At 58.8% G+C, this 23807-nt stretch carries 19 protein-coding genes, 3 tRNA genes, 1 pseudogene and 1 riboswitch; of the genes and pseudogenes, 4 read left to right on the top strand and 19 right to left on the bottom strand.

Translation table 11 applies throughout. The features are described from left to right. Positions 1–8: 8 nt before the first annotated feature. From Q2T52_RS06940 to Q2T52_RS06890, 11 genes and pseudogenes are all read right to left on the bottom strand, one after another. Positions 9–746 (bottom strand): helix-hairpin-helix domain-containing protein, encoded by a 738-nt coding sequence (locus Q2T52_RS06940; RefSeq protein WP_302075913.1) that lies wholly within the window; start codon positions 744–746, stop codon positions 9–11. A gap of 6 nt (positions 747–752) precedes the next feature. Continuing rightward, positions 753–2057: an NADH-quinone oxidoreductase subunit NuoF gene (gene nuoF, locus Q2T52_RS06935; protein ID WP_302075912.1), complete on the bottom strand. Its 1305-nt coding sequence runs from the start codon at positions 2055–2057 to the stop codon at positions 753–755. A 115-nt stretch (positions 2058–2172) separates the two neighbouring features. Then, a pseudogene (gene nuoE, locus Q2T52_RS06930) lies at positions 2173–2976 on the bottom strand (NADH-quinone oxidoreductase subunit NuoE); the annotation flags it as partial. Between the two features lie 16 nt (positions 2977–2992). Then, on the bottom strand, positions 2993–3247 hold the full coding sequence (locus Q2T52_RS06925; protein WP_302075911.1) for a hypothetical protein: 255 nt from the start codon (positions 3245–3247) through the stop codon (positions 2993–2995). Positions 3248–3249: 2 nt separating this feature from the next. Next, entirely contained in the window at positions 3250–4440 is a 1191-nt protein-coding gene (locus Q2T52_RS06920) for an NADH-quinone oxidoreductase subunit D (RefSeq protein ID WP_302075910.1), read from the bottom strand. A gap of 60 nt (positions 4441–4500) precedes the next feature. Further along, positions 4501–4821: a four helix bundle protein gene (locus Q2T52_RS06915; RefSeq protein ID WP_436799504.1), complete on the bottom strand. Its 321-nt coding sequence runs from the start codon at positions 4819–4821 to the stop codon at positions 4501–4503. A gap of 109 nt (positions 4822–4930) precedes the next feature. Next, positions 4931–5533 (bottom strand): NADH-quinone oxidoreductase subunit C, encoded by a 603-nt coding sequence (locus Q2T52_RS06910; RefSeq protein ID WP_302075909.1) that lies wholly within the window; start codon positions 5531–5533, stop codon positions 4931–4933. A gap of 15 nt (positions 5534–5548) precedes the next feature. Further along, entirely contained in the window at positions 5549–6130 is a 582-nt protein-coding gene (locus Q2T52_RS06905) for a NuoB/complex I 20 kDa subunit family protein (protein ID WP_302075908.1), read from the bottom strand. Further along, on the bottom strand, positions 6121–6486 hold the full coding sequence (locus Q2T52_RS06900) for an NADH-quinone oxidoreductase subunit A (RefSeq protein ID WP_302075907.1): 366 nt from the start codon (positions 6484–6486) through the stop codon (positions 6121–6123). Before Q2T52_RS06900 ends, Q2T52_RS06905 begins: the two co-directional genes overlap by 10 nt. 723 nt (positions 6487–7209) lie before the next feature. After that, positions 7210–7286, bottom strand: a tRNA-Asp gene (locus Q2T52_RS06895). Positions 7287–7332: 46 nt separating this feature from the next. Then, positions 7333–7409, bottom strand: a tRNA-Asp gene (locus tag Q2T52_RS06890). A 337-nt stretch (positions 7410–7746) separates the two neighbouring features. Between Q2T52_RS06890 and Q2T52_RS06885 the strand changes: the two genes are divergently transcribed. Continuing rightward, positions 7747–7822 (top strand) — tRNA-Val (locus tag Q2T52_RS06885). A 174-nt stretch (positions 7823–7996) separates the two neighbouring features. On the opposite strand, the gene Q2T52_RS06880 is transcribed toward Q2T52_RS06885, so the two are convergent. The 7 genes from Q2T52_RS06880 to clpP all read right to left on the bottom strand — a co-directional run bounded on the left by Q2T52_RS06880 (position 7997) and on the right by clpP (position 18132). Next, the gene (locus Q2T52_RS06880; RefSeq protein WP_302075906.1) at positions 7997–9739 is read right to left on the bottom strand and encodes a methyl-accepting chemotaxis protein; all 1743 of its coding nucleotides are present in this window, start codon (positions 9737–9739) and stop codon (positions 7997–7999) included. A gap of 554 nt (positions 9740–10293) precedes the next feature. After that, positions 10294–11313: an NAD-dependent epimerase/dehydratase family protein gene (locus Q2T52_RS06875; protein ID WP_302075905.1), complete on the bottom strand. Its 1020-nt coding sequence runs from the start codon at positions 11311–11313 to the stop codon at positions 10294–10296. A gap of 73 nt (positions 11314–11386) precedes the next feature. After that, a complete protein-coding gene (locus tag Q2T52_RS06870) occupies positions 11387–12274 on the bottom strand; it encodes a DMT family transporter (protein WP_302075904.1) in 888 nt (295 codons plus the stop codon). A gap of 109 nt (positions 12275–12383) precedes the next feature. Next, positions 12384–12562: riboswitch (FMN riboswitch) on the bottom strand. A gap of 143 nt (positions 12563–12705) precedes the next feature. Then, positions 12706–12981 carry a DNA-binding protein HupB gene (gene hupB / locus Q2T52_RS06865; protein ID WP_302075903.1) on the bottom strand — a complete coding sequence of 92 codons (276 nt, stop codon included), beginning with the start codon at positions 12979–12981 and terminating at the stop codon, positions 12706–12708. Between the two features lie 191 nt (positions 12982–13172). Next, the gene (gene lon, locus Q2T52_RS06860) at positions 13173–15593 is read right to left on the bottom strand and encodes an endopeptidase La (protein WP_302075902.1); all 2421 of its coding nucleotides are present in this window, start codon (positions 15591–15593) and stop codon (positions 13173–13175) included. Between the two features lie 348 nt (positions 15594–15941). Continuing rightward, positions 15942–17219 carry an ATP-dependent Clp protease ATP-binding subunit ClpX gene (gene clpX / locus Q2T52_RS06855; RefSeq protein ID WP_302075901.1) on the bottom strand — a complete coding sequence of 426 codons (1278 nt, stop codon included), beginning with the start codon at positions 17217–17219 and terminating at the stop codon, positions 15942–15944. Between the two features lie 280 nt (positions 17220–17499). Beyond that, positions 17500–18132 (bottom strand): ATP-dependent Clp endopeptidase proteolytic subunit ClpP, encoded by a 633-nt coding sequence (gene clpP / locus Q2T52_RS06850; RefSeq protein ID WP_302075900.1) that lies wholly within the window; start codon positions 18130–18132, stop codon positions 17500–17502. Positions 18133–18374: 242 nt separating this feature from the next. Here clpP and Q2T52_RS06845 point away from each other — a divergent pair, with 242 nt between their 5' ends. Both Q2T52_RS06845 and ggt read left to right on the top strand, forming a co-directional pair. Further along, entirely contained in the window at positions 18375–19631 is a 1257-nt protein-coding gene (locus Q2T52_RS06845) for a GGDEF domain-containing protein (protein ID WP_302075899.1), read from the top strand. Between the two features lie 126 nt (positions 19632–19757). After that, positions 19758–21515: a gamma-glutamyltransferase gene (gene ggt, locus Q2T52_RS06840; RefSeq protein WP_302075898.1), complete on the top strand. Its 1758-nt coding sequence runs from the start codon at positions 19758–19760 to the stop codon at positions 21513–21515. Between the two features lie 69 nt (positions 21516–21584). On the opposite strand, the gene Q2T52_RS06835 is transcribed toward ggt, so the two are convergent. Beyond that, on the bottom strand, positions 21585–22415 hold the full coding sequence (locus tag Q2T52_RS06835; RefSeq protein WP_302075897.1) for a hypothetical protein: 831 nt from the start codon (positions 22413–22415) through the stop codon (positions 21585–21587). A 107-nt stretch (positions 22416–22522) separates the two neighbouring features. Here Q2T52_RS06835 and Q2T52_RS06830 point away from each other — a divergent pair, with 107 nt between their 5' ends. Beyond that, complete coding sequence (locus tag Q2T52_RS06830) at positions 22523–23770, top strand: cytochrome P450 (RefSeq protein WP_302075896.1); 1248 nt, start codon at positions 22523–22525, stop codon at positions 23768–23770. Positions 23771–23807 lie beyond the last annotated feature (37 nt).

The following is a 23807-nucleotide window of genomic DNA, read 5'->3' as shown; positions in this document are numbered from 1 at the left end:
ACATTCCGTCACCGCAGCAGTGCTTTTGCCTGCGCGATCCAATCATCCTTCGCAATGCGGCCGTCAAGCCCAAGCTCGCGGTCGAAATGCTCGACTTCCGTTTGCGTCCAGGCGGCAATCTCATGATAGCGCCTGATGCCAAGATCGTTCAGCAGCGTCTCCAGCTTCGGGCCGATGCCGGAGATCTTCTTCAGGTCATCTGCCTTCGCGGCAGCCTTGGCCGATACCTTTTTTGCCGCGGCCTTTTTCACGGGCACCGGCGTCACTTCAACGGCGGGCGCGGGCGTCACGACCTTCGGTGCCTTTGCCTTTACAGGTGCCGCCACCTTCTTCGCAGCGGGTGCCTTCTTGGCAACTGGCGCCTTCACCGGGATCTCGGGCTCAACCGCTGAAACAGCAGGCGCTTGCGCAACCTTGGGCTCCAGCTTGACCACGACCGGTTCCGGCTTGGCAGCCTCAGTCGAGGTCGCGGGCTCAGCCGCTTTCACCTCTTCCTTGGCAGGCGTTGCCGGTGCGGAGCTGTTCAGCCTGGCTGAAACCTCCAGAGCCGCCTGCGCCATACCGAAAAAGGCATTGGCCATCTGCGCGGACAGCGACATGCCGACGGCCGTTGCAGCAGCGATCGCAGCTGCAGGGTTCGTCATAGCCGCATGAACGGCGGCGGAATCCGCGAACGGCAAGGTAAAGCCGAGCGTCGGCTCTGCCGTCGTCCTGCCCTCTCCTGTTTCGTTCGGTCCGCCAGCCATCGGTGCTTACTCCGCTGCTTCCATGACGGCGCCGTCCTTGGTGGCGTTCGCCGTATACTGATCGATCCGCTGTTCGATTTCCGGACGGAAATTGCGGATGAGACCCTGGATCGGCCAGGCAGCTGCGTCGCCAAGCGCGCAAATCGTGTGACCTTCAATCTGCTTCGACACCTGGAAGAGCATGTCGATCTCGCGCTTCTGCGCGTTGCCCTTCACCATGCGTTCCAGTACGCGCATCATCCAGCCCGTGCCTTCACGGCAGGGCGTGCACTGGCCGCAGCTTTCATGCTTGAAGAAGGCTGCAATACGCCAGATCGCCTTGATGATGTCCGTCGACTTGTCCATCACGATCATGCCGCCGGTACCGAAGGAAGACTTCACTTCGCGCATGCCGTCGAAGTCCATGATGGCATCGGCCATATCTTCGCCGCGCACGACCGGACAGGAGGCACCGCCCGGAATGACGGCCAGCAGGTTATCCCAACCGCCACGAATACCGCCGCAGTGGTGCTCGATGATTTCGCGGAACGAGTGGCCCATCGCTTCTTCGAAGGTGCAGGGCTTGTTGACGTGACCCGAGACCATGAACAGCTTCGTGCCGACATTGTTCGGACGACCGATGGCCGAGAACCAGGAGGCGCCGCGACGCAGAATGGTCGGCGCAACGGCGATCGATTCGACGTTGTTGACCGTTGTCGGGCAGCCGTAGAGACCCATGTTGGCCGGGAACGGCGGCTTCAGGCGCGGCTGGCCCTTCTTGCCTTCCAGGCTTTCCAGAAGTGCGGTTTCTTCGCCGCAGATATAGGCACCAGCGCCGTGATGGACGTAAACGTCGAAATCCCAGCCGTTCTTGTTGTTCGTACCGAGCAGGCCGGCATCATAGCATTCGTCAATCGCAGCCTGCAGGGCTTCCCGCTCGCGCATGTATTCGCCGCGCACATAGATGTAAGCCGTGTGAGCGCCCATGGCGAAACCGGCAATCACGCAGCCTTCGATCAGCGTATGCGGATCGTGGCGCATGATGTCGCGGTCCTTGCAGGTGCCGGGCTCCGATTCGTCGGCATTGACCACGAGGTAATGCGGACGGCCATCTGATTCCTTCGGCATGAAGGACCACTTTAGACCCGTCGGGAAGCCTGCGCCACCACGACCACGAAGACCGGAAGCCTTCATCTCGTTGATGATCCAGTCACGGCCCTTTTCGATGATCGTTTTCGTGCCGTCCCAGTGGCCACGGCTCATGGCGCCTTTCAGCGACTTGTCCTTGAGGCCGTAGATGTTGGTAAAGATGCGATCCTGATCTTTCAACATGATCTATTCCACCAGTCCGCCGCCACTATAGGTCGGCTTTAAAATGCAAGATGCGCCCGTATCCGGCCGCGGTCCGATGACGAGAAGGATGTCTCGCCTTCGGTTACTTCTTCTCAGGCTCGGCGCTCGTCTTCGGTGCGCCTTCCGCAGCCTTGGCGTTTTCCGCCGCAGCAGCCGGCGCCGTCACCGGCGTCTTCAGAGCGGGATTGGTTTCCGCTGCGGTATCCTTCGGGCGTGCGGCATCGGCCGGCGGCACCTCGGCAGCCGGAGCAACCGGCTGCGGCTCAAGGTTCGTCCGGACGGGCTTTGTCTCTTCCAGAAGCGTGACCGGGCCACCGGCAGGCGCCGAGGTATGACGGTCGATCTGCGGGCCGGTCTTGACGTCGGCGCCCTTGCCTGCCTCGAACGCGTCGATGATTTCTTCCAGACGCTCTGGCGTCAGGTCTTCATAGGCATCCTTGAAGATCATCACCATCGGTGCGTTGACGCAGGCGCCCTGACATTCAACCTCTTCCCAGGACAGCGTGCCCGATGCGTTGAGGTGGAAGGGATCGTGATGGATCTTGCGCTTGCAAACATCCATCAGGGCCTCGGAACCTCTGAGCATGCAGGGCGTTGTGCCGCATACCTGGATATGTGCCTTCGTCCCGATCGGCTTCAGCTGGAACTGGGTATAGAAGGTCGCTACTTCCAGCACCCGGATATAGGGCATGGCAAGCTTCTGCGCGACGAATTCGATCGCGGCGCGGGTAACCCAGCCATCCTGTTCCTGTGCACGCATCAACAGCGGGATGACCGCCGATTGCTGCCGGCCTTCAGGATACTTGCGGATCGTCGCCTCTGCCCAGGCTGCGTTTTCCGCAGAGAAGGCAAAGGCTGCCGGCTGGAACTGATCTTCGGCTAGTCGACGAACGGACATTCTTTCTCACGCCTTATCAATTGACAGATCCGCACCGCGTTTTCGTGGCATGCACGAATTCACAGGCGTATGCCGAGGTTTCCTTCTGCAGAAAGACGATCAATTTCGTCGATCCATTGGGCACCGCGGCCTTGATTTCATACCCCTTGGAAAGGAGATCCGCCATGGTTGTGCTGTAACCCTGCGCTGAACTCGGCCCGGTGTTGCTGTCTTGCGCAAGCGCCGACGATGCAACAGAAAGACAAAGAAGAGCAGGCGCCAGCCAACGCATCATTAGCGGTCCACCTCACCAAACACGATATCGAGGGAACCGAGAACCGCCGACACGTCGGCGAGCTGGTGCCCACGGCACAGGAAGTCCATGGCCTGCAGGTGCGCATAACCCGGAGCGCGGATCTTGCAGCGATACGGCTTGTTGGTGCCATCTGCCACGAGATACACGCCGAACTCACCCTTCGGTGCTTCGACGGCGGCATACACTTCGCCTTCCGGCACGTGATAGCCTTCCGTGTAGAGCTTGAAGTGGTGGATCAGCGCCTCCATGGAACGCTTCATCTCGCCACGCTTCGGCGGAACGACCTTGCCGTCCAACGCCGAAGCCGGACCGGTCTTGGCATCACCCAGCAGGCGGTTCACGCACTGCTTCATGATCTTCACCGATTCGCGCATTTCAATCATGCGGATCAGGTAGCGGTCGTAGCAGTCGCCGTTCTTGCCGATGGCGATGTCGAAGTCGAGATCCGCATAGCACTCGTAGGGCTGCGCCTTGCGCAGGTCCCAAGCAGCGCCCGAACCGCGAACCATCACGCCCGAGAAGCCCCAGGCCCAGGCATCTTCCAGCTTCACGACGCCGATGTCGACGTTACGCTGCTTGAAGATACGGTTCGGCGTGATCAGGTCGTCGATGTCGTCAAGCGCCTTCGGGAAGGCATCGCACCACTTGCCGATATCTTCGACCAGTTCCGGCGGCAGGTCCTGGTGAACACCACCCGGACGGAAATAGGCAGCGTGCATGCGCGAGCCGGAGGCACGCTCATAGAACACCATCAGCTTTTCACGTTCTTCGAAGCCCCAGAGCGGCGGCGTCAGAGCACCGACGTCCATGGCCTGCGTCGTCACGTTCAGAAGATGCGACAGGATACGGCCGATTTCCGAATAGAGCACGCGGATCAGCTGGCCGCGGATCGGGACCTGCAGGCCGAGCAGCTTTTCCACTGCGAGACAGTAGGCATGCTCCTGGTTCATCGGCGCGACATAATCGAGACGATCGAAGTAAGGCAGCGCCTGGAGATAGGTCTTGGTCTCGATCAGCTTTTCGGTACCGCGATGCAGCAGGCCGATATGCGGATCGACGCGCTCCACGATTTCGCCGTCAAGCTCGAGTACGAGGCGCAACACGCCGTGCGCCGCCGGGTGCTGCGGTCCGAAATTGATGTTGAAATTGCGGACGTTATGTTCAGTCATGGCCGCGCTCCGCGCTGGTGATTAGCGAATAGCGAATAGCGAATAGATACCCGGACCCGCTCATGTCTTCTCCTGCAGACTTCTGATTAACGCCCTGATCATTCGCCCGATCTCGTCGCACTGTTTCGACAGGCTTTGAAACGGTTGCGTAGCGAGAAGTTCAACTCGTTCCGCAATGATCAAATGCGTTTCCAACTCTTTCAAGGAGCCCTGCGCAATCCGCAGGAACTGAATGAAACTGCCGGTATTTTCCCGCCCGTGACCTTCCGCAATATTGGCCGCAATCGAAGCAGCCGCTCTGCGTATCTGGGCGGTCAGACCGTAAGCCTCACTCTTTGGAAACCCTTCGGTAAAACGATAACATTGAACCGCAAGCTCAATGGAATGCTGCCATACCTTAAGGTCCTTGTAAGAGTTAATCGTCCGTCCTTTCCTTATCCCTTGGCGCCAGCTATTCGCTATTCGCTACTCGCTATTCGCCAAAAGTTGATTATGCCTTTGCCTTCTCATCCCCGGGCAGCACGTAATCCGTGCCTTCCCATGGGCTCAAGAAATCGAAATTGCGGAACTCCTGGCGCAGCTGCACCGGTTCGTAAACAACCCGCTTTGCCGAGTCGTCGTAACGAACTTCAACGAAGCCGGTCGTCGGGAAATCCTTGCGCAGCGGATGGCCTTCAAAACCGTAATCGGTCAGGATACGACGCAGGTCAGGATGGCCGGTAAACAGGATACCATACATATCCCAGGCTTCACGCTCGAACCAGTCAGCACCCGGATAGACGGAACAGGCAGACGGGATCGCCACATCTTCGGCGGTCGCCACCTTGACGCGCACACGCATATTCTTGCGCGGCGACAGCAGGTGATAGACCACGTCAAAACGACGCTCGCGCTTCGGCCAGTCCAGACCGCAGACATCGATGAGGTTGACGAAACCGCTCTTGGGATCGTCACGCAGGAAGGTCAGGAGCGCAATCACATTGTCGGCCTCGACCGACAGGGTCAGCTCATCGAACTCAACCTTGGACGAAGCAATCAAGCCGGGCTTGGCTGCTTCGACGTAGGCTAGAAACTCGTTCAGGGCTTCAGTCATATCAGGTCCTCGCCCTTAGCGCTCGATCGTGCCGGTGCGGCGGATCTTCTTCTGCAGCAGGAGCACACCATAAAGCAGCGCCTCTGCCGTGGGGGGACAGCCGGGAACATAGATATCGACCGGCACCACACGATCGCAGCCGCGAACCACCGAGTAGGAGTAGTGGTAGTAGCCGCCGCCATTGGCGCAGGAGCCCATCGAGATCACGTAGCGCGGCTCCGGCATCTGGTCATAGACCTTGCGCAGAGCGGGCGCCATCTTGTTCGTCAGCGTGCCGGCAACGATCATCACGTCCGACTGGCGCGGGCTGGCGCGCGGCGCAAAACCGAAGCGCTCAACGTCGTAGCGAGGCATGGAAACCTGCATCATCTCGACCGCGCAGCAGGCAAGACCGAAGGTCATCCACATCAGCGAGCCCGTACGAGCCCAGTTGATCAGTTCATCGGTCGAGGTGACCAGAAAACCCTTGTCGGCGAGTTCATTGTTGATCTCGCCGAAGAACGCATCATCACTGCCAACAGGCTTGCCGGTACGCGGATCGATGATCCCCTTCGGCTGCGGCGCGACGAGGGTCGTGCTGTTATCAGCTACTCCCATTCCAGCGCTCCTTTCTTCCATTCATAGATGAAACCGATGGTCAACACGAAGAGGAAGGCCATCATGGACCAGAAGCCGAACCAGCCGATGGCACCGAAGGACACAGCCCACGGGAACAGGAAGGCGACTTCGAGGTCGAAAATGATGAAGAGGATCGACACCAAGTAGAAGCGAATGTCGAACTTCATGCGTGCATCGTCAAAGGCGTTGAAGCCGCATTCGTAAGCCGAGAGCTTTTCCGAATCGGGCGCCTTATATGCCACTGCGAATGGCGCAATCAAAAGCGCCAGGCCGATCACGAGACAGATGCCGATAAAAATCGCGATCGGGACATAGGAACTGAGAAGTTCAGTCATGGTATTCGATCCCTACTTGCCGACAGCGCCGGGGCGGCACCTGAAACGTCTACGCGGCAAGCGAACGTGCATTGCAACAAGCCGTGACTAGCGCAGCCTTGGGTTCGGCGCAAGACTTTTGAACGGCTGTTCCCGTCCCAAAGTGACACAAATTCGCCTCACCTGCCGCACTTCCTTTACATATCAGGATTCGATGACACAGAAGTGTTCAAATTGCATTCCGCGCCGCGGCGATACGGTCGGACAAAGCCGATACTTCATCGCCATTTTCTACGGTGACTGAAATGAAAGTGCGCAGGCCCAACACATGTTAGCCAATCATGCCAAGCTTACGTAATGGCACGCAAAACGGATCGCAATAGCCTGCGGGCTTTTTATTTTAGTTTTATCTAAAATTATGGATGCTCCGCAGCATTTTCCGCCCTGGTCCTTGGGCAAGAACCGAGACAGGGAGCCAACCACGGCCAATGACGAGATGTTCTCCAACGGAGTGGGGGTCGCGGATGAACAACTTCCATGCCTCAGACCGGTGCAGCCTACCGCACGGTGATGGCACAACGGTAAAGCTAAACGCGTCACCGAAAGAAGGAAGCTCCCGAAAGCTTTCCAAAGAAGGATTTTGCGAGGAAGAAGCCGGAACATCGACAACAGCATTCCCAAGGCCCGTGTTCAGCCCGCCTGAGCGACAGCTGCAGAGAATGAACAGGGTCTCAGTGAAGTAAATGGCGCGAGTGACGGGGCTCGAACCCGCGACCTCCGGCGTGACAGGCCGGCACTCTAACCGACTGAGCTACACCCGCGCATTGTTGGCAGCTTCCTGCCTGGCGAACTAAACATCCTTCGAAGTGGCGCGAGTGACGGGGCTCGAACCCGCGACCTCCGGCGTGACAGGCCGGCACTCTAACCGACTGAGCTACACCCGCATTCCTTCAGAAGGAGGAGAAAGTCCCCCGCCCGACCGGCTGTGCCAATCGGATGAGCGGCTCTCTAAGGGGTTCGTTTGAGAGTGTCAAGCAGCATCTAAGACAAAACCGTGACGAAACTGAATTTGGCCGGGAGCGATATCCACACCCTCGCGCTGCCTGTGGAGAGGTGAAAAAAGTTGGAACCCGAAAATCCCTGCGTCGCAAGGCTTTGCGGCCATCGCCCGATGTGAAGCGCGAAAAAAATCAAAAAAACTTCACAAACCCTCTTGCGTCATTCCCGCGATCCGCATAGATCACGGCCACCGACGCGGCGGACACGAACCGCACAGCGGACGGGCGATTAGCTCAGTTGGTAGAGCGCCTCGTTTACACCGAGGATGTCGGGAGTTCGAGTCTCTCATCGCCCACCATCTCCCCTTTTTATTTCCCTTTCTTATATTTGCGTTTTTGCAGCGACGCGAAAGAAGGCCGCCCGCTTTCGCTTGGCGACCCTCCTCATCTGGTCCCGGAGAGGCAGGGGATCAGAATTCTTGCCCGCTTTTCTTAGCCGCGCCGCTCCTCACGGCCCGCGGGACGCTCTGTACTCACGCGGCAGAGCGGGAAGCATATGTTGCGTGTAGAACGGCAGCTCTGCCAAGTCCGGTATGGACGCGACCTCCGCCAAGCTGAAAACGTCCTACCAACTGCCGCAGTTTTTCGGCCTCCCCTGCCAGAGATGCACTGGCGGCGGTGGCCTGTTCCACCATGGCAGCATTCTGTTGGGTGGTCTGGTCCATCTGGTTGACGGCGGTGTTGACCTCGGAGAGGCCGACCGACTGCTCGCGAGCCGAGGTGGCGATCGCATCGAGTTGACCGTTGATGGCAACGACGTGGTCCTCGATCACCTTCAGCGCCTGGCCGGTCGCGGTCACCAGCTTCACACCGCTATCGACTTCACCGGCAGATGCGCGAATGAGATCCTTGATCTCCTTCGCCGCCTGGGCAGAACGCTGGGCGAGTTCACGGACTTCCTGGGCCACGACAGCGAAGCCCTTCCCCGCTTCACCGGCGCGTGCGGCTTCGACGCCGGCGTTCAGGGCGAGAAGGTTGGTCTGGAAGGCGATTTCGTCGATCACGCCGATGATGTTGGAGATCTGGCTGGAGGATGTCTCGATGCGCTGCATGGCGTTGACGGCATTCGCCACCACTTCACCGGACTGCCGCGCCGATTTGTTGGCATCGAGTGCCATCGAACGGGCTTCTTCCGTGCGCTTGGAAGCGTTCGAGACATTGGTGGTGATTTCGTCCAGCGCTGCGGCTGTCTCTTCCAGCGACGCTGCCTGCTGTTCTGTCCGCCTGGAAAGGTCTCTGGCGCTGGAGGAAAGCTCACGTGAGCCGCCATCGATAATCTGGGTCGCCTCGGCAACAGCAGTCAGCGTTTCGCGCAACTGCGCAACGGCAAGGTTGAAGTCGTTGCGCAGGCCTTCGAAATCAGACGAAAAGGGGCGCGACAGTTCGAAACCGAGATTGCCGCCGGCGAGTTGCTTCAAGCCTTCTGCGAGACCGGATGTGGCTTCTGCCATTTCGGCGGCGCGCTTGGCATCGGCTTCCGCCACGCGGGCGCGCTCTGCCTCGGTCATGCTGCGGGTTTCCGCGGCAGCGCGATCGGTTTCTATCTTGGCAATGGCCGCCTGTCGGAAGGTTTCGACGGCTCCGGACATATCACCAAGTTCGTCCTTGCGGCCGCGGCCGGGCACCTGCACGCTGTTCTGGCCCTTGACGAGGCTGAGCATGCACTCGTTCAAGGCACGCAATGGCTTGACAAGGCTGCTGTTGAGAACAAGCAGCCCCAGAGCAGAGATCATCAGCATGGCGGCGCCGCCAAACACGGCCGTCATCTTCGCCATGTCGCCGGCGGCGACCAGTGCGGCCTTGCGCGTGCTGAGCAGTGAAGTCTCTGCGTCAGCCAGCTCCTTTACCTTGGCGCGGATGCCATCCATTGAGGCCTTGCCGGCACCGGAGATTTCGACCTGGCGGGCCTTTTCATAGGTGGCCGGGTCCTTCATGAATTCCATTTCGACCTTGACGACCTTGGCAGTCCAGGCGTCCGCCAGTCTTGCGACATCATCAAGGCGGGCCTGCTGGGCCGGATTGTCGGAGGTCAGCTTTTTAGCGGCGGCCCAATTCTCCTGAAACGCTTTCGCGCCCGCGATCTGCGGTTCCAGGAATTTTGGATCAGCCGCTACCAGATAGCCACGCATGCCGGTTTCTTGATCCACCATGCCTGCCATCATGCCGTTCACCTTGTCCAGTACCTGATAGGTGTGGTCGGTCCAATCAGCGTTCATGGTCTGCGTCGAACTGGAGGTGTAGCTTACAAAAGCAACGATTGAACTGACAATGATCAAGCTGATTATGACGGCTGATATCTTGCTAATGATTTTGATATTCTGGACAAAATTCACATCTGCCTCCCACGCTCTTTGGGTTTACGCTCTGAAAAATGGGATAGGCACTTTAACGAATGCATACCGACGAACAATGAGCATTCGCCATGCATAAATTAGACGTTTTGCATTTTATGAATATGCAACACTTAGCAGAAAAATTAGATTATTTTTCTATTTAATTGGAACAACGCTTGGAATTTCGAGATATAAATATCTACTCAGCCCGTTATATGCGGAAAATCTTGCATACACTCGTTATGTGTCTATGAATTGCAGCATCCGGAGAGGTCATACTGCCTGCAATAATCGCGTTAAGAGCGAGACGAAAGATTAAGTAAAATGTGTGCGACCCCACACAACCGGGCCGCGGATCTGTGGCCGATTCCGGGCAGATGGCCGCGCATTTTCACCCAACGCGAGCACCTGCTGTTTTGATCACGGGAGTGTGGCGTCTACAGCTCCAGTTCCTGCCGGTGCTCGACATACCACTCCACAAAAGCCTTCACGCCTTCATCCAGCATGATCTGCGGCTTTTCGCCTGTAAGTGCCACAAGCAGGTCCGGACTTGCATAGGTGCGCGGTACGTCACCCTGCTGCATGGGCAGCATCTGGCGCCTGGCAGGCTTTCCCATCACTCGCTCGATCGATTCGATGAAATCCAGCACGCTGACCGGCTGGCCGCCGCCGATATTGACGACTCTGAACGGTCCCTGCCGGGACAGTGTGTCGTTGGCTTCTGAGGTTTCGACGCGATTCGATTCCGAAGGCATGACTCGGGAGAGGTTGATGATGCCTGTCACGAGGTCATCGATATAGGTGAAGTCGCGACTCATCTTCCCTTGGCCATAAACCTCGATTTCGCGATCCTCGAGGATCGCTTTCACGAACTTGAAGAGCGCCATATCCGGCCGTCCCCAGGGGCCATAGACGGTGAAGAATCGAAACGCGGTGATGGGTAGCTTGTGGAGATGCGCATAAGTATGCGCCATCAGTTCCATGCCCTTCTTCGTTGCCGCATAGAAACTCAGCGGCTCATCCGTCTTGTCGCTCTCGCTGAAGGGAATCTTGTCGTTGGCGCCGTAGACGGAGGATGTGGATGCCAGCATCAGATGCTGCACCCCCGTCAGGCGGGCCAGTTCCAGAACATTCCAGGAGCCGGTCAGGTTCGATTCGAGATAGGCTTTGGGATTTTCCAGGCTGTAGCGAACACCGGCCTGGGCCGCGAGATGAATGATGACATCCGGCTTGCCAGCATCGCAGGTGCTTTCCAGCACCGCCCTATCCTCAAGCATGCCAATCACTGGACGGAAGGAGTGAAACTGTGCCAGCGCTGCGTGACGCGCTTCCTTGAGCTTCAGATTGTAATAGGGCGTCATGCCATCAAAGCCGGTGACGCGATGCCCGTCCTGCAGCAGGCGGCGGGCCAGGTGAAACCCGATGAAGCCAGCTGTTCCGGTAATCAAATAATGCATCGCATTTCACCTCATGTCATTGCCGCGGGATAGAAGCCCATCCCCCGGCGGGAAGCAACCTCGAATGCCGCTTTCAGCGCCGTGCTTCGCGCAACATCAGCGAAAGCGAGGCGGCGAGAATCAGCAGCGCGCCGATCCACAGATAGCCGGAGGGTGCGTAACCGAACACGGCCCAGCCGGCCAGAACGTTGAGCGGCAGTTTAAGGTCATCGAAGGGCTGCACATAGGCCGCATCCGCCGCATTGTAAGCGAGCGTCAGAAGATATTGTCCAAGCGCGGTGAGAAAACCCGCAGCGAGCAGCAGAACGAGCGCTTGTCCCTGCGGCAGTTCGAAGCCGCTACCCGCCGCCAACACAGCATTGACAGGGGTCAGCAGAACCAGCAGCCAGACGGTGACCGCTTCCGGCGGCTCGTGATGGGTGAGGTTCTTCATGATCAGCGACGAGCCGCCCCAGAGAAGTGCTGAAAGAACCGGCAGGAGCGCTGCCCAGGCAAAGCTTTCAGACCAAGGCTGCAGGATGATCATGGCGCCGATGAAACCGGCACTCGCCGCCAGCCAGCGGTGCAGGCCGACCGCTTCGCCTAAAAACAGCCGCGCGCCGATGATGACGAAGAAGGGTGAGGTCATCACAAGCGCGATCGCCTGCCAGATCGGAACCGTCGCAAGCCCCAGCAACCAGGTCTGCACACCAAGCGCTGCCAGAAGCACCCGCACCACATGCCTGAGCCAATAGCGCGTCTTCATGGCTCGGAGCCCAAGCTTCGCCAACAGCGGCAGCGACAACACGAGCGCGAAACCATACTGCCAGAAGGCCGTGGAGGATGCCGATACATGCAGGTTCATGGCCAGCCATTGCGTGATGACATTGAGCGCGGCAAACGCCACGCCTGCCGCCACCATGTAGGCCGCGCCAGCAACGGCGCGAGAGCGGGTAGGCAAGACGGATCTCGATTGGGTCATGGCAGTCCTTCTGTGATCATTACGCACAAGGACGGCGGGGAAGCGATCCGTGCCACAGACAAAACCACAGCACGTAAGAGCCGAGGGCCATGGCTGCGCCATGTCCCCTCCCCGTTCTCTTCCATCCGGACTTTCACCGTCGGCTCCGGAGTTCGACCGGATCTGCTGACCCCGATGCGGGTAAACCGCAGCAGGCGCTCGCGGGCTTGAGGCATTGGCTAGAGAATTCATCTTCGCCAAACGCCTCCCACCGCCGGTAAGGAATTACACCTCGCCCTGAGAACGTTGCCGGATTGCTCCGGCAAGTGATGGGTAGCGCAGACCATCACCGGCGGCAAGCCATGAAAAAAGGCCCGACCGTAAAGTCGAGCCTTTCATCTGTGCAGGTGCCATGCCCGGAAAAGGATCCGGGGAGAATGGCATGAGACCGCTTAGCTGTTGACGGCGTCCTTGAGGCCCTTGCCGGCCGAGAACTTCGGCACGTTGCGAGCCGGGATGTCCACTTCAGCGCCCGTCGACGGGTTACGGCCCTTGGAGGCCTCACGACGCGACACGGAGAAGCTGCCGAAGCCAGCGAGACGAATGTCGCCGCCCTTCTTGAGCTCTTCCTGGACAGCTTCGAACACTGCATCAACGGCAGATGCCGCGTCAGCCTTGGAAAGACCAGCCTTCTCGGCGACAGCGGACACCAATTCGGTCTTGTTCATGTTTCCACCCCTTTCAATGGTTTCACATAGATGGATCTCTCGGCGCCACCCACATCAGGGTGACTCCTTGGCAACCCAAAAGCTCCGGGATGGCCTGAAAAACAAGGGGTCTCGGATTGTTTTCACAAAAAAGGCCGGTGAAAACCGGCCTTTTTTTCGTTGAGCTTGCCATATTCACACAGGCTTGCGCCTTAATGTGCCACGGATGCACCCGTTTCCTCGACACCGTCGACGCTGGTCACGAGCGGCGTTTCCACGGTACCATCCCATTCGATCGGCTCCGGCATGCGGGTGAGCGCGTGCTGAAGCACCTCGCCCATGCGCGAGACGGGGATGATCTCCATATTGTTCTTCACGTTGTCCGGAATGTCAGCCAGATCCTTGGCGTTCTCTTCCGGGATCAGAACCTTCTTGATGCCACCGCGCAGCGCAGCCAGAAGCTTTTCCTTCAGACCGCCGATCGGCAGCACCCGGCCGCGCAGCGTCACTTCACCGGTCATGGCGACATCCTTGGAAACCGGAATGCCCGTCATGATCGAGACGATGGCCGTTGCCATGGCGATACCGGCAGACGGACCGTCCTTCGGCGTTGCACCTTCCGGCACGTGCACGTGGATATCCGACTTGTCGAACAGCGGCGGCTTGATGCCGAAATCGACAGCGCGCGAGCGGACATAAGATGCCGCGGCCGAGATCGATTCCTTCATCACGTCCTTCAGGTTGCCCGTAACCGTCATGCGGCCCTTGCCGGGCATCATGACACCTTCGATCGTCAGCAGTTCACCACCGACTTCCGTCCAGGCCAGACCCGTGACAACACCCACCTGATCCTCGCGCTCGGCTTCGCCGTGGCGGAAGCGCGGAACGCCCAGATAATCGTGAATATTGGCGGCAGTGACTTCGACCGACTTGGTCTTGCCCTTGATGATCTCGGTGACCGCCTTGCGGGCGAGCTTCATCAATTCGCGTTCGAAGCTACGCACGCCCGCTTCACGGGTGTACTGCTGGATGATGGCCATCAGGGCATCGTCGCTGACCGAGAATTCCTGCGGCTGCAACGCATGTTCCTTGATCGCCTTCGGCAGCAGGTGCCGCTTGGCAATCTCGCGCTTCTCATCCTCGGTATAGCCGGCGATCCGGATGATCTCCATACGGTCCATCAGCGGAGCCGGGATGTTCAGCGTGTTCGCCGTGGTGATGAACATCACGTCGGACAGATCGTATTCGACTTCCAGGTAATGGTCCATGAAGGTCGAGTTCTGAGCCGGATCCAGCACTTCGAGAAGTGCGGACGACGGATCGCCACGGAAGTCCTGGCCCATCTTGTCGATCTCATCGAGCAGGAAGAGCGGGTTGGACTTCTTCGCCTTCTTCATCGACTGGATGACCTTGCCGGGCATCGAGCCGATATAGGTGCGGCGATGACCGCGGATTTCCGCTTCGTCACGGACGCCACCCAAGGCCATGCGGACATACTCACGGCCGGTCGCCTTGGCGATCGACTGGGCGAGAGAGGTCTTGCCGACGCCCGGAGGGCCGACGAGGCACAGGATCGGGCCCTTGATCTTGGTCGCACGCGCCTGAACTGCCAAATACTCGACGATGCGCTCCTTGACCTTATCCAGACCGAAATGATCCTGCTCGAGAATCTTCTCGGCATTGTTCAGATCGGTCTTGATCTTGGACTTCTTGCCCCACGGAATGGTCAAGAGCCAGTCGAGATAGTTGCGCACGACGGTTGCTTCCGCCGACATCGGGCTCATCTGGCGCAGCTTCTTCAGCTCCGCCTCAGCCTTTTCGCGGGCTTCCTTGGTCAGCTTGGTCTTGGAGATGCGCTCTTCCAGTTCGGCCATCTCGTCACGGCCATCCTCGCCGTCGCCGAGTTCCTTCTGGATCGCCTTCATCTGTTCGTTCAGATAGTATTCGCGCTGGGTCTTCTCCATCTGGCGCTTGACGCGCGAACGGATACGCTTTTCGACCTGCAGAACGGAGATCTCACCTTCCATGAAGCCAAGCGCCTTTTCCAGACGCAGCTTCACGCTCACCGTTTCCAGCATTTCCTGCTTTTCGGTGATCTTGATGGACAGGTGCGAGGCAACCGTATCGGCCAGCTTCGAGTAATCCTCGATCTGACTTGCGGCGCCAACCACTTCCGGCGAAATCTTCTTGTTGAGCTTTACGTAGTTTTCGAATTCGGAAACCACGGAACGGGCAAGGGCTTCGACCTCGACAGTCTCGTCCTCCGGTTCAGCCAGAACCTCGGCCGTCGCTTCGTAGAAATCCTCACGGCTGGTATAATCGGAGATCTTGGCGCGGGCACGACCCTCGACCAGTACCTTCACAGTACCGTCAGGCAGCTTCAGAAGCTGAAGAACATTGGCAACCGTGCCCACCTTGTGGATGGCAGACGGTGCCGGATCGTCGTCGCTCGCGTTGATCTGGGTGACCAGCATGATCTGCTTGTCGGAGCCCATGACCTCTTCCAGCGCGCGGATGGATTTCTCACGTCCGACGAACAGAGGTACGATCATGTGCGGGAAGACCACAATGTCGCGCAAGGGCAGAACCGGATAGGTATCGCCGCCTTGTGCCGCAGACGCTGTATTCGTCATTGTATTTCCTTTCACTCGTCCCGTTGCCGGGAACCCGGTCCAGTGGGAGACCTGGACACTTCTTTCCTCCCCAAGGTGGAGGTTCGAAATGATGTTTTCAAGCCTCCGACACGCCGGGGTGGCAGCCCGCGACAATGCTTAAGGCTAAAACAGGATGCTTACGCGTGACTGATGATCCGTCGATCGGCCTCTATGCGCCGGCCTCATTGGCCTGCGGCGACCGGAGGCTCTGCACGGCTTTGCAAGCCGATGCAGTTCGCTCCCGCAAGATACTGGCGCCAACGACGCATGCAGAAGCCGGTTTTATGTGGAAGGGGCGACAACGCCCCTTCCACGTTATTGATTCGATCAGGCCGAAACGTTGGCCTTTTCTTCCTGTCGATCCGCATAGATGTAGAGCGGACGGGCGGTGCCGCGAACGACCTCTTCCGAGATCACGACTTCGCGAACGCCTTCCAGGGCAGGAAGTTCGAACATGGTGTCGAGCAGGATCTTTTCCATGATCGAGCGGAGACCACGCGCACCGGTCTTGCGAACAATCGCCTTCTTGGCGATTTCGCGGAGCGCGTCTTCGTGGAAGGTCAGTTCCACGTCTTCCATTTCGAACAGGCGCTGGTACTGCTTCACCAGAGCGTTCTTCGGCTCGGACAGGATCTGGATCAGGGCATCCTCATCCAGGTCTTCCAGCGTCGCCAAAACCGGCAGACGACCGATGAATTCCGGAATGAGGCCGAACTTCACCAGATCTTCCGGCTCCAGTTCACGCAGCACTTCACCGACGCGACGATCATCGGGCGCCTTGACCATGGCACCGAAGCCGATCGAGGTCTTCTCGCCACGGGCGGAGATGATCTTGTCGAGGCCGGCAAACGCGCCACCGCAGATGAACAGGATGTTGGTCGTATCCACCTGCAGGAATTCCTGCTGCGGATGCTTGCGGCCACCCTGCGGCGGAACGGAGGCAACAGTGCCTTCCATGATCTTCAGAAGCGCCTGCTGCACGCCTTCGCCCGACACGTCACGCGTAATGGACGGGTTGTCGGACTTGCGGCTGATCTTGTCCACTTCATCGATGTAGACGATGCCGCGCTGCGCGCGCTCGACGTTGTAGTCGGCAGCCTGCAGAAGCTTCAGGATGATGTTTTCCACGTCCTCACCGACATAGCCGGCTTCGGTCAGCGTGGTCGCATCCGCCATGGTGAAGGGCACATCAATGATGCGGGCGAGCGTCTGGGCAAGATAGGTCTTGCCGCAGCCGGTCGGGCCGACCAGCATGATGTTGGACTTCGCCAGCTCGACATCGCCGTTCTTGGAGGCATGCGCCAGACGCTTGTAGTGGTTGTGAACCGCGACGGACAGGATCTTCTTGGCCTGCTTCTGGCCGATCACGTATTCGTCGAGAACCTTGATGATGTCCTGCGGGGTCGGTACGCCGTCCCGGGACTTGACCATCGAGGTCTTGTTCTCTTCGCGGATGATATCCATGCACAGTTCGACGCATTCATCGCAGATGAACACGGTCGGTCCTGCAATCAGCTTGCGGACTTCGTGCTGGCTTTTGCCGCAGAACGAACAATACAACGTATTCTTGGAGTCGCTGCCGTTGCTGCCGCTGACTTTGCTCATTTCACTTCCCTTCCAGCACACCGCCAGCCCAAAATAACGGGCGCGGATACTTCTTTTGCGGTCAAGCCCAGCCAAGGCTCCGCCCGCCACGCTGCCGGGGTACTCTACCGGAGGGGAACTTTTGGTTCCTGGACCGGTGGCAACGAAACCCCTTCCAGACCGAATGCTATGTCATAAAACTTCAACACAGCCTTAATGCTACTATTAGTCTTTTCCGCGTCGGTGGGAACCCCCTGTTTTCGGTCACAACAGGGTGATATCCCAGCGCGGGCGTCCGGTATTAATCCCCGGAACCGCCTTCAAGTTCCTGGCGCGAGGTCAGGATCTTGTCGATCACGCCCCAGTTCTGCGCCTCATCGGCGTCCATGAAGTGGTCACGATCGAGAGTCTTTTCAACTTCTTCGTACGTCCGACCCGTATGCTTCACGTAGACTTCATTCAGACGCTTCTTCATCTTCAATATGTCGCGAGCATGGCGCTCGATATCCGATGCCTGCCCCTGGAAGCCGCCGGAGGGCTGGTGAACCATGATGCGTGCATTCGGGGTCGCAAAGCGCATGCCCTTCTCACCTGCGGCAAGAAGCAGCGATCCCATGGAGGCTGCCTGGCCGATGCAGAGCGTCGAAACAGCCGGCTTGATGAACTGCATCGTGTCATAGATCGCCATGCCGGCGGTGACGACACCACCCGGCGAATTGATGTAGAGCGCGATTTCCTTCTTCGGGTTTTCCGCTTCCAGGAACAGCAGCTGGGCGCAGACGAGAGACGCCATATGGTCCTCGACCGGACCGGTCAAAAAGATGATACGCTCCTTCAGAAGGCGCGAGTAGATGTCATAGGAGCGCTCGCCGCGATTGGTCTGTTCCACGACCATCGGGACCAGGGCCATAGCGGTATCAACGGGATTTCTCATGGTGTTCCTTTGTGTCATCGCACCTGACGGCGCGTCAGCGCCATGAATCGGCAGAATGTGGTCAAATCCCTACATAGAGTGTGGAAGGCCCGCACTTCAAGACTGAGCCCTCGATATCCTTAACCGCCGGTGGTTTTCCACGGCGTACCGTAGACACTCAATTTTAGTGTCCGCCAGCAACTTAGCTTTAAACTGTATCTGGTTATTTCTCAGTGAATCATGAAGTAAGCCGGAGTTCTTTCTTGGATATTGCAACCGCTTTGATGTTGTGGTCGACAGAGGCCACAACTCTGGCTGTGCTTTTACTGGCGACATGGCTGCATAACCGCAACCTGAAGGAAATTGGCACATGGGGCGCGGGCTTCGCCTGCCACGGCATTGGCGTCGCCATGATCGGGTTGCGCGGCATCATTCCGGATTTTGTGTCTATCCATGCGGGCAATATTTTACAGCTGGCGGGCGCCGGTTTCTGGTGCGCAGGCCTGATGATCTACGACCACAAGCGGCTGCGGCCGTGGCTTGCGGCGCCTGCCCTGATCTGGATCGTCTGCATGCTCTTTCCCGATGTCCGCCAGGAGTTCTGGGCGCGCATCGTTGTTTTCCAAATCGCTGCGGGTGTGGGATATGGATTGCTGGCATTCCTTCTCATCGAAGGCCAGCATACGCAGCGTCTGACTCGAATCCTATTTTCAATCGTGGCCGTGATCCAGTGTTGCATCGCCCTGCGAATGGCGATCGAGACGATCGGTCTTCGGCCCGGCAACTTTAAGCAACTGCCGAATGTGGTGGCATTCACGGTTGGCAACATCTTCTGCCTGGTGTGCGGCATCATGCTGGGCGCAAGGCTTCTGATGTCGCGCACAGAGGAAACGCTTCGTCAATTGGCCTTGGTGGACCCGTTGACGGGCGTTCTTAATCGCCGAGGGTTGTTCGAACAATTCACCGAGATTCGTGCAAAGTCCACTCCGGCACGGCCGCTGGTGGCAATCGTCGTCTTCGACCTCGACCACTTCAAGCGGATCAATGACGTCCATGGTCACTCGACCGGCGACGAGGTGCTGGTCAGCTTTTCTCGGCTTGCTACCGACCACATCGGTAAAATGGGTGTCTTCGGTCGCATGGGTGGCGAAGAATTCGCCTGCATCCTCAGCGTCTCAAGCCAGTCTGAGGCAAGCGGCGTTGCGGAAGCGATACGAATGTCGTTGATGCACTTGGAGATAACAACCGGGGCTGAGCATATCAAGGTTCAGGCAACTGTAAGCGCCGGGCTTGCCATCATGCCAGCAGCAAAGGCGGAACTGGAGGCGATGTTGATGACTGCCGACAAGGCGCTTTATGCCGCCAAGGCCGCCGGTCGCAACAGAGTTGCGCTACAGGCAACGCTATGCGAGACCCCAGTCGCAAACGCTCCCGGTCTGCCTGACGCATTTTCCTTGCCACCGACCGCCGCGGCACAGGAAGCCGCCTCTCGTTACCATGAATTCGGGCGCGGCATCTGAATTTCCAACCCTGATGCTATTCATTTCGTGCCATTTTCCCGTAAAGCAGTTGTACAAGAGCCTCTGCTCGATATTGGCTGATCAGTGCGTCATGATTGAAGCATGCGCCGCTGCCCGGAGACCATCATGAAGACCGCCATTCTAACATCCATTTCGCTCGCCCTGCTGGTGTCCGGGCCGTACGCGTTCGCCCAGCAGGCATCCGATACGGTCGCTCCTGAACGGGCAACCGGCTTTACGGCTGCAAAGCGGGTCGAGACCAAGCGTTACATGGTGGCGGCTGCCAATCCGCTGGCCGCAGAAGCCGGGCGGGACGTCATTGCCAAGGGCGGCAACGCCATCGACGCCCTGATTGCCGTGCAGACGGTTCTCGGTCTCGTCGAGCCTCAAAGTTCCGGTCTCGGGGGCGGCTCCTTCCTGGTCTATTATGATGCGGCCGCGGGGAAGCTCACGACTTTCGATGGCCGCGAGACGGCCCCGATGGAAGCGACCCCAAAGCTTTTCCTTGACGCACAGGGCCAGCCGCTGAAGTTCATGGATGCCGTCGTCGGCGGCCGCTCCGTCGGCACGCCGGGCACTGTCAAGCTCATGGAGACCATCCATCGCCGTTACGGAAAGCTGGCGTGGGGCACGCTGTTTCAACGGGCACAGACGCTTGCATCCGATGGCTTCCAGGTCTCACCGCGTCTCGCCAGTCTCGTGGCGGCGGAAGGTGACCGGCTCAAGAAATACGATGGCCCGCGCACCTATTTCTTCGATGCGTCAGGCGCGCCTCTGAAGGCAGGAACCGTTCTCAAGAACCCGGATTATGCGGCCACACTGAAGGCGATTGCGCTCGGCGGTGCCGATGCCTTCTACAAGGGGCCGATTGCCGAGGCGATCGTGAAGACCGTTCGAGAAGCCGCAGGCAATCCCGGCGTGCTGTCGCTGACGGATCTTGCGAATTACAAGGTTCGCGAACGTGAGCCGGTATGCTTCAACTACCGTGCACTCGATGTCTGCGGCATGGGACCGCCCTCCTCCGGCGCGATTGCCGTCAGCCAGATCCTGGGCCTCGCCGAAAACTTCGACCTGAAAGCGCTCGGTCCGCAGAACCCGGAAAGCTGGCGCATCATCGGCGATGCGCAGCGCCTCGCCTTTGCTGATCGGGAGCGTTATGTGGCGGATACCGATTTCCAGCCCGGCCCCATCAAGGGCCTGCTGAAGAAAGATTATTTGAGCCAGCGGTCGCACATGCTGGATGGCCAGAAGGCGCTGTCGCAGGATGCGATACGGGCCGGCGAGCCGACCTGGGATCACGCCCTGCTGTTTGGCCGGGATGCAGCCATAGAACTTCCCTCCACCAGCCATATCGTTATCGTGGATGCGGATGGCAATGTCGCCTCCATGACCACCACCATCGAGAACGGCTTCGGCTCGCGCCTGATGACCAACGGCTTCCTGCTCAATAACGAGCTGACCGACTTCTCCTTTAAGACGCATGACGGACCTTTGGCTGTTGCCAATCGCGTCGAGCCGGGCAAGCGCCCCCGCTCTTCCATGGCGCCGACCATCGTCATGAAGGACGGCAAGCCTGTGCTGGCTGTTGGTTCGCCGGGTGGCAGCCAGATCATTGGCTATGTGGCGCAGGCGCTGATCGCCTATGTCGACTGGGGCATGCCGGTAGAGCAGATCGTCGCACAACCGCATCTGATCAACCGCTTTGGCATTTATGAGGTGGAAGCGGGCACTGAGGCGGAAAAGCTGACGGACGGCTTGAAGGGGCTGGGCTACGAAGTGCGGCCCGTGGAAATGAATTCCGGCCTGCAGGCCATCGAGATCGGCCCCAACGGCTTGGCAGGCAGCGCCGATCCACGCCGTGAAGGCATCGCCACCGGCGAATGAGGCTCCCGATCCCTGCCCGGATCAAGGCCGCCGATCCGGGCAGCGCGAGAAAATCGGATCTGGTTGGTTTTAATCTTGCCCGGCGCCGTAGACGATGGCCGTTTTCGTCGGGCCGCCGGCATCGACGTCCTCTACATTCGGCAGCTTTTTCAAAAGCGCCCACGCGCTTTCGACTGTCTCCAGGGGCGCTTCACCGTCATCCAGATCGAAACGATAGCTGAATTCCGCAGCGATTGGAGCAGTCACTTGATGCTTGCTCCACCAAAGGATGACAGCCGCCTCGACCTTCTGGCCGGAAAGTGTCAGCTTACCACTGTCATAGACGTGCTCGACAATCTCAAGATCATTCACGTCAGACAGTGCATGGTCTTGAAGATCATCGATCGCCTCAGGCAGGCGGCCATACAGCGTCTTGAGGTCGGACACCTTCCTAAGACTGTCCCTATCAGGCACATCGGTATTGGCGGAGCGGCTGAAGAGAGCCCAGAATGCCGCACGCCCCGTGGTGATCACGGCTTTGACGTCCTCCTCGAACTTCACGTTCCTCCCCTCAGGCGCATAGGCTTTTCTGGGCCGAAAGGTTTGTGCACCAGCCAGCAATTGGTCGCCGAGCCGGAACTTCAGCGTTGCATCCCATGCACCGTCCGCTTGCCGTTTGCGCCGCAAGCGGAAAACCAGATCATGCTTGAGGAAGAGCGCCTTTTCGGGCGTATCCAGGAATAACACATCCCGCTTCGCATCAAGCCGGGGTGCCTTGCCGAACGCGATGCCCTTATCGAAGGGGAGATTTGCAAGCGCTTGCCAGAACCTGCCGACAGCGGCCTCACTTTCGGCCTCGTTGCCAACAAAGGCATCTGCCTTCAACATCATCTTGTATTCGCGTGATGTCGGATACTTCAATGTTCGCTCCGGGATAAACACTCTTGCAACAAGAGCATGAATACAATCCAGGCGAGTGTCAACAGAGCCTCTTTTCCTTTATCGCAAGATGATCTACGCAATCGGGCATGACCTCCATGCCCGATTTCCTCCATATCGATCCCACCGCCCGCCGCGTCTCGCTGGATGGCCGTAATCCCGCCTTCTACAGCGACCCGAACCGGGTCTACGCGGCTCTTCACCAGCATTGCCCGACCTTCTTCTGGGAGGAACAGCGGCAGTGGTTCTTTACCGGTTACGACCACGTGAACGCGCTGTTGCGCGACCGCCGCTTTGGTCGGCAGATCCTGCACATTGCCAGCCGTGAGGAGCTGGGCTTGGCCGAACCTGCAGCGCATACGGCACATTTCGATCTCGCCGAGCGCCACTCGCTGCTGGAGATCGAGCCGCCGGAACACACAAGATTGCGAACGCTGGTCAACCGCGCCTTTGTCTCGCGTCATGTCGAGAAGATGAGCGGCGAGATCGAGGAACTGGCCAACCGGCTGATCGACCGATTCGAGAAGGACGGGCAGACGGAACTACTCTCTTCCTTCGCCGACATCATTCCCGTGACGATGATCGCCCGCATGATCGGCATTCCCGAGGAGATGGGGCCGCAGCTTCTGAAATGGAGCCATGACTATGTCGGCATGTACATGTTCAAGCGTTCCCGCGCCGACGAGGACGCCGCCGACCGCTCGGCAAAAGAGTTTGCCGATTACGTGAAGACGGTGATTGCCGAGCGCCGCGCCAACCCGCGCGACGATCTCTTGAGCCACATGATCCACACGGAGCACAAGGGCCAGTTCCTGACCGAGGACGAGCTCGTCTCAACCACTATCGTTCTCTTGAATGCCGGCCATGAGGCGACCGTCCACCAAATCGGCAATTCGGTGCGCATCATTCTGGAAAGCGGGCTCGATCCGGCGGCGATGTTTGCCGATGCGGCCACCACCGAACGCACGGTGGAGGAGACGCTGCGCATCTGCGCGCCGGTGCATATCTTCCAGCGCTGGGCACTCGAAGACGTCGAAGTGGATGGCGTCACCTTCAAACGCGGCGACAAGGTGAGCCTGATCCTCGCCGCCGCCAATCTCGACCCGAACAAGTTTACCGATCCGCTGACCTTCAAGCCGGAGCGCAACGAGGGTGCCAACCTCTCCTTCGGTGCCGGCATCCATTTCTGCATTGGCGCGCCGCTCGCCAGGCTGGAGCTCAACATCGTGCTGCCACTGCTCTTCAAGCGGCTGCCGGGGCTGAAGATTGCCGCGCCGCCTGTTGTGAAGGACGTCTATCACTTCCACGGTCTGGAGCGGCTTGATCTGCGGTGGTGAGGCCACACCCTAGCCCTTTTGCCTGTGAGGCCAAATG

Source organism: Rhizobium oryzicola (genome assembly GCF_030504645.1).
GTDB lineage: Bacteria > Pseudomonadota > Alphaproteobacteria > Rhizobiales > Rhizobiaceae > Neorhizobium > Neorhizobium oryzicola.
This window is presented reverse-complemented; position numbering and strand designations above follow the sequence as displayed.

Coding starts and splice junctions, on each gene's coding strand:
- Q2T52_RS06940 (WP_302075913.1), bottom strand. CDS start 746: ATGGCTGGCGGACCGAACGAAACAGGAGAGGGCAGGACGACGGCAGAG.
- nuoF (WP_302075912.1), bottom strand. CDS start 2,057: ATGTTGAAAGATCAGGATCGCATCTTTACCAACATCTACGGCCTCAAG.
- Q2T52_RS06925 (WP_302075911.1), bottom strand. CDS start 3,247: ATGCGTTGGCTGGCGCCTGCTCTTCTTTGTCTTTCTGTTGCATCGTCG.
- Q2T52_RS06920 (WP_302075910.1), bottom strand. CDS start 4,440: ATGACTGAACATAACGTCCGCAATTTCAACATCAATTTCGGACCGCAG.
- Q2T52_RS06910 (WP_302075909.1), bottom strand. CDS start 5,533: ATGACTGAAGCCCTGAACGAGTTTCTAGCCTACGTCGAAGCAGCCAAG.
- Q2T52_RS06905 (WP_302075908.1), bottom strand. CDS start 6,130: ATGGGAGTAGCTGATAACAGCACGACCCTCGTCGCGCCGCAGCCGAAG.
- Q2T52_RS06900 (WP_302075907.1), bottom strand. CDS start 6,486: ATGACTGAACTTCTCAGTTCCTATGTCCCGATCGCGATTTTTATCGGC.
- Q2T52_RS06880 (WP_302075906.1), bottom strand. CDS start 9,739: ATGAACGCTGATTGGACCGACCACACCTATCAGGTACTGGACAAGGTG.
- Q2T52_RS06875 (WP_302075905.1), bottom strand. CDS start 11,313: ATGCATTATTTGATTACCGGAACAGCTGGCTTCATCGGGTTTCACCTG.
- Q2T52_RS06870 (WP_302075904.1), bottom strand. CDS start 12,274: ATGACCCAATCGAGATCCGTCTTGCCTACCCGCTCTCGCGCCGTTGCT.
- hupB (WP_302075903.1), bottom strand. CDS start 12,981: ATGAACAAGACCGAATTGGTGTCCGCTGTCGCCGAGAAGGCTGGTCTT.
- lon (WP_302075902.1), bottom strand. CDS start 15,593: ATGACGAATACAGCGTCTGCGGCACAAGGCGGCGATACCTATCCGGTT.
- clpX (WP_302075901.1), bottom strand. CDS start 17,219: ATGAGCAAAGTCAGCGGCAGCAACGGCAGCGACTCCAAGAATACGTTG.
- clpP (WP_302075900.1), bottom strand. CDS start 18,132: ATGAGAAATCCCGTTGATACCGCTATGGCCCTGGTCCCGATGGTCGTG.
- ggt (WP_302075898.1), top strand. CDS start 19,758: ATGAAGACCGCCATTCTAACATCCATTTCGCTCGCCCTGCTGGTGTCC.
- Q2T52_RS06830 (WP_302075896.1), top strand. CDS start 22,523: ATGACCTCCATGCCCGATTTCCTCCATATCGATCCCACCGCCCGCCGC.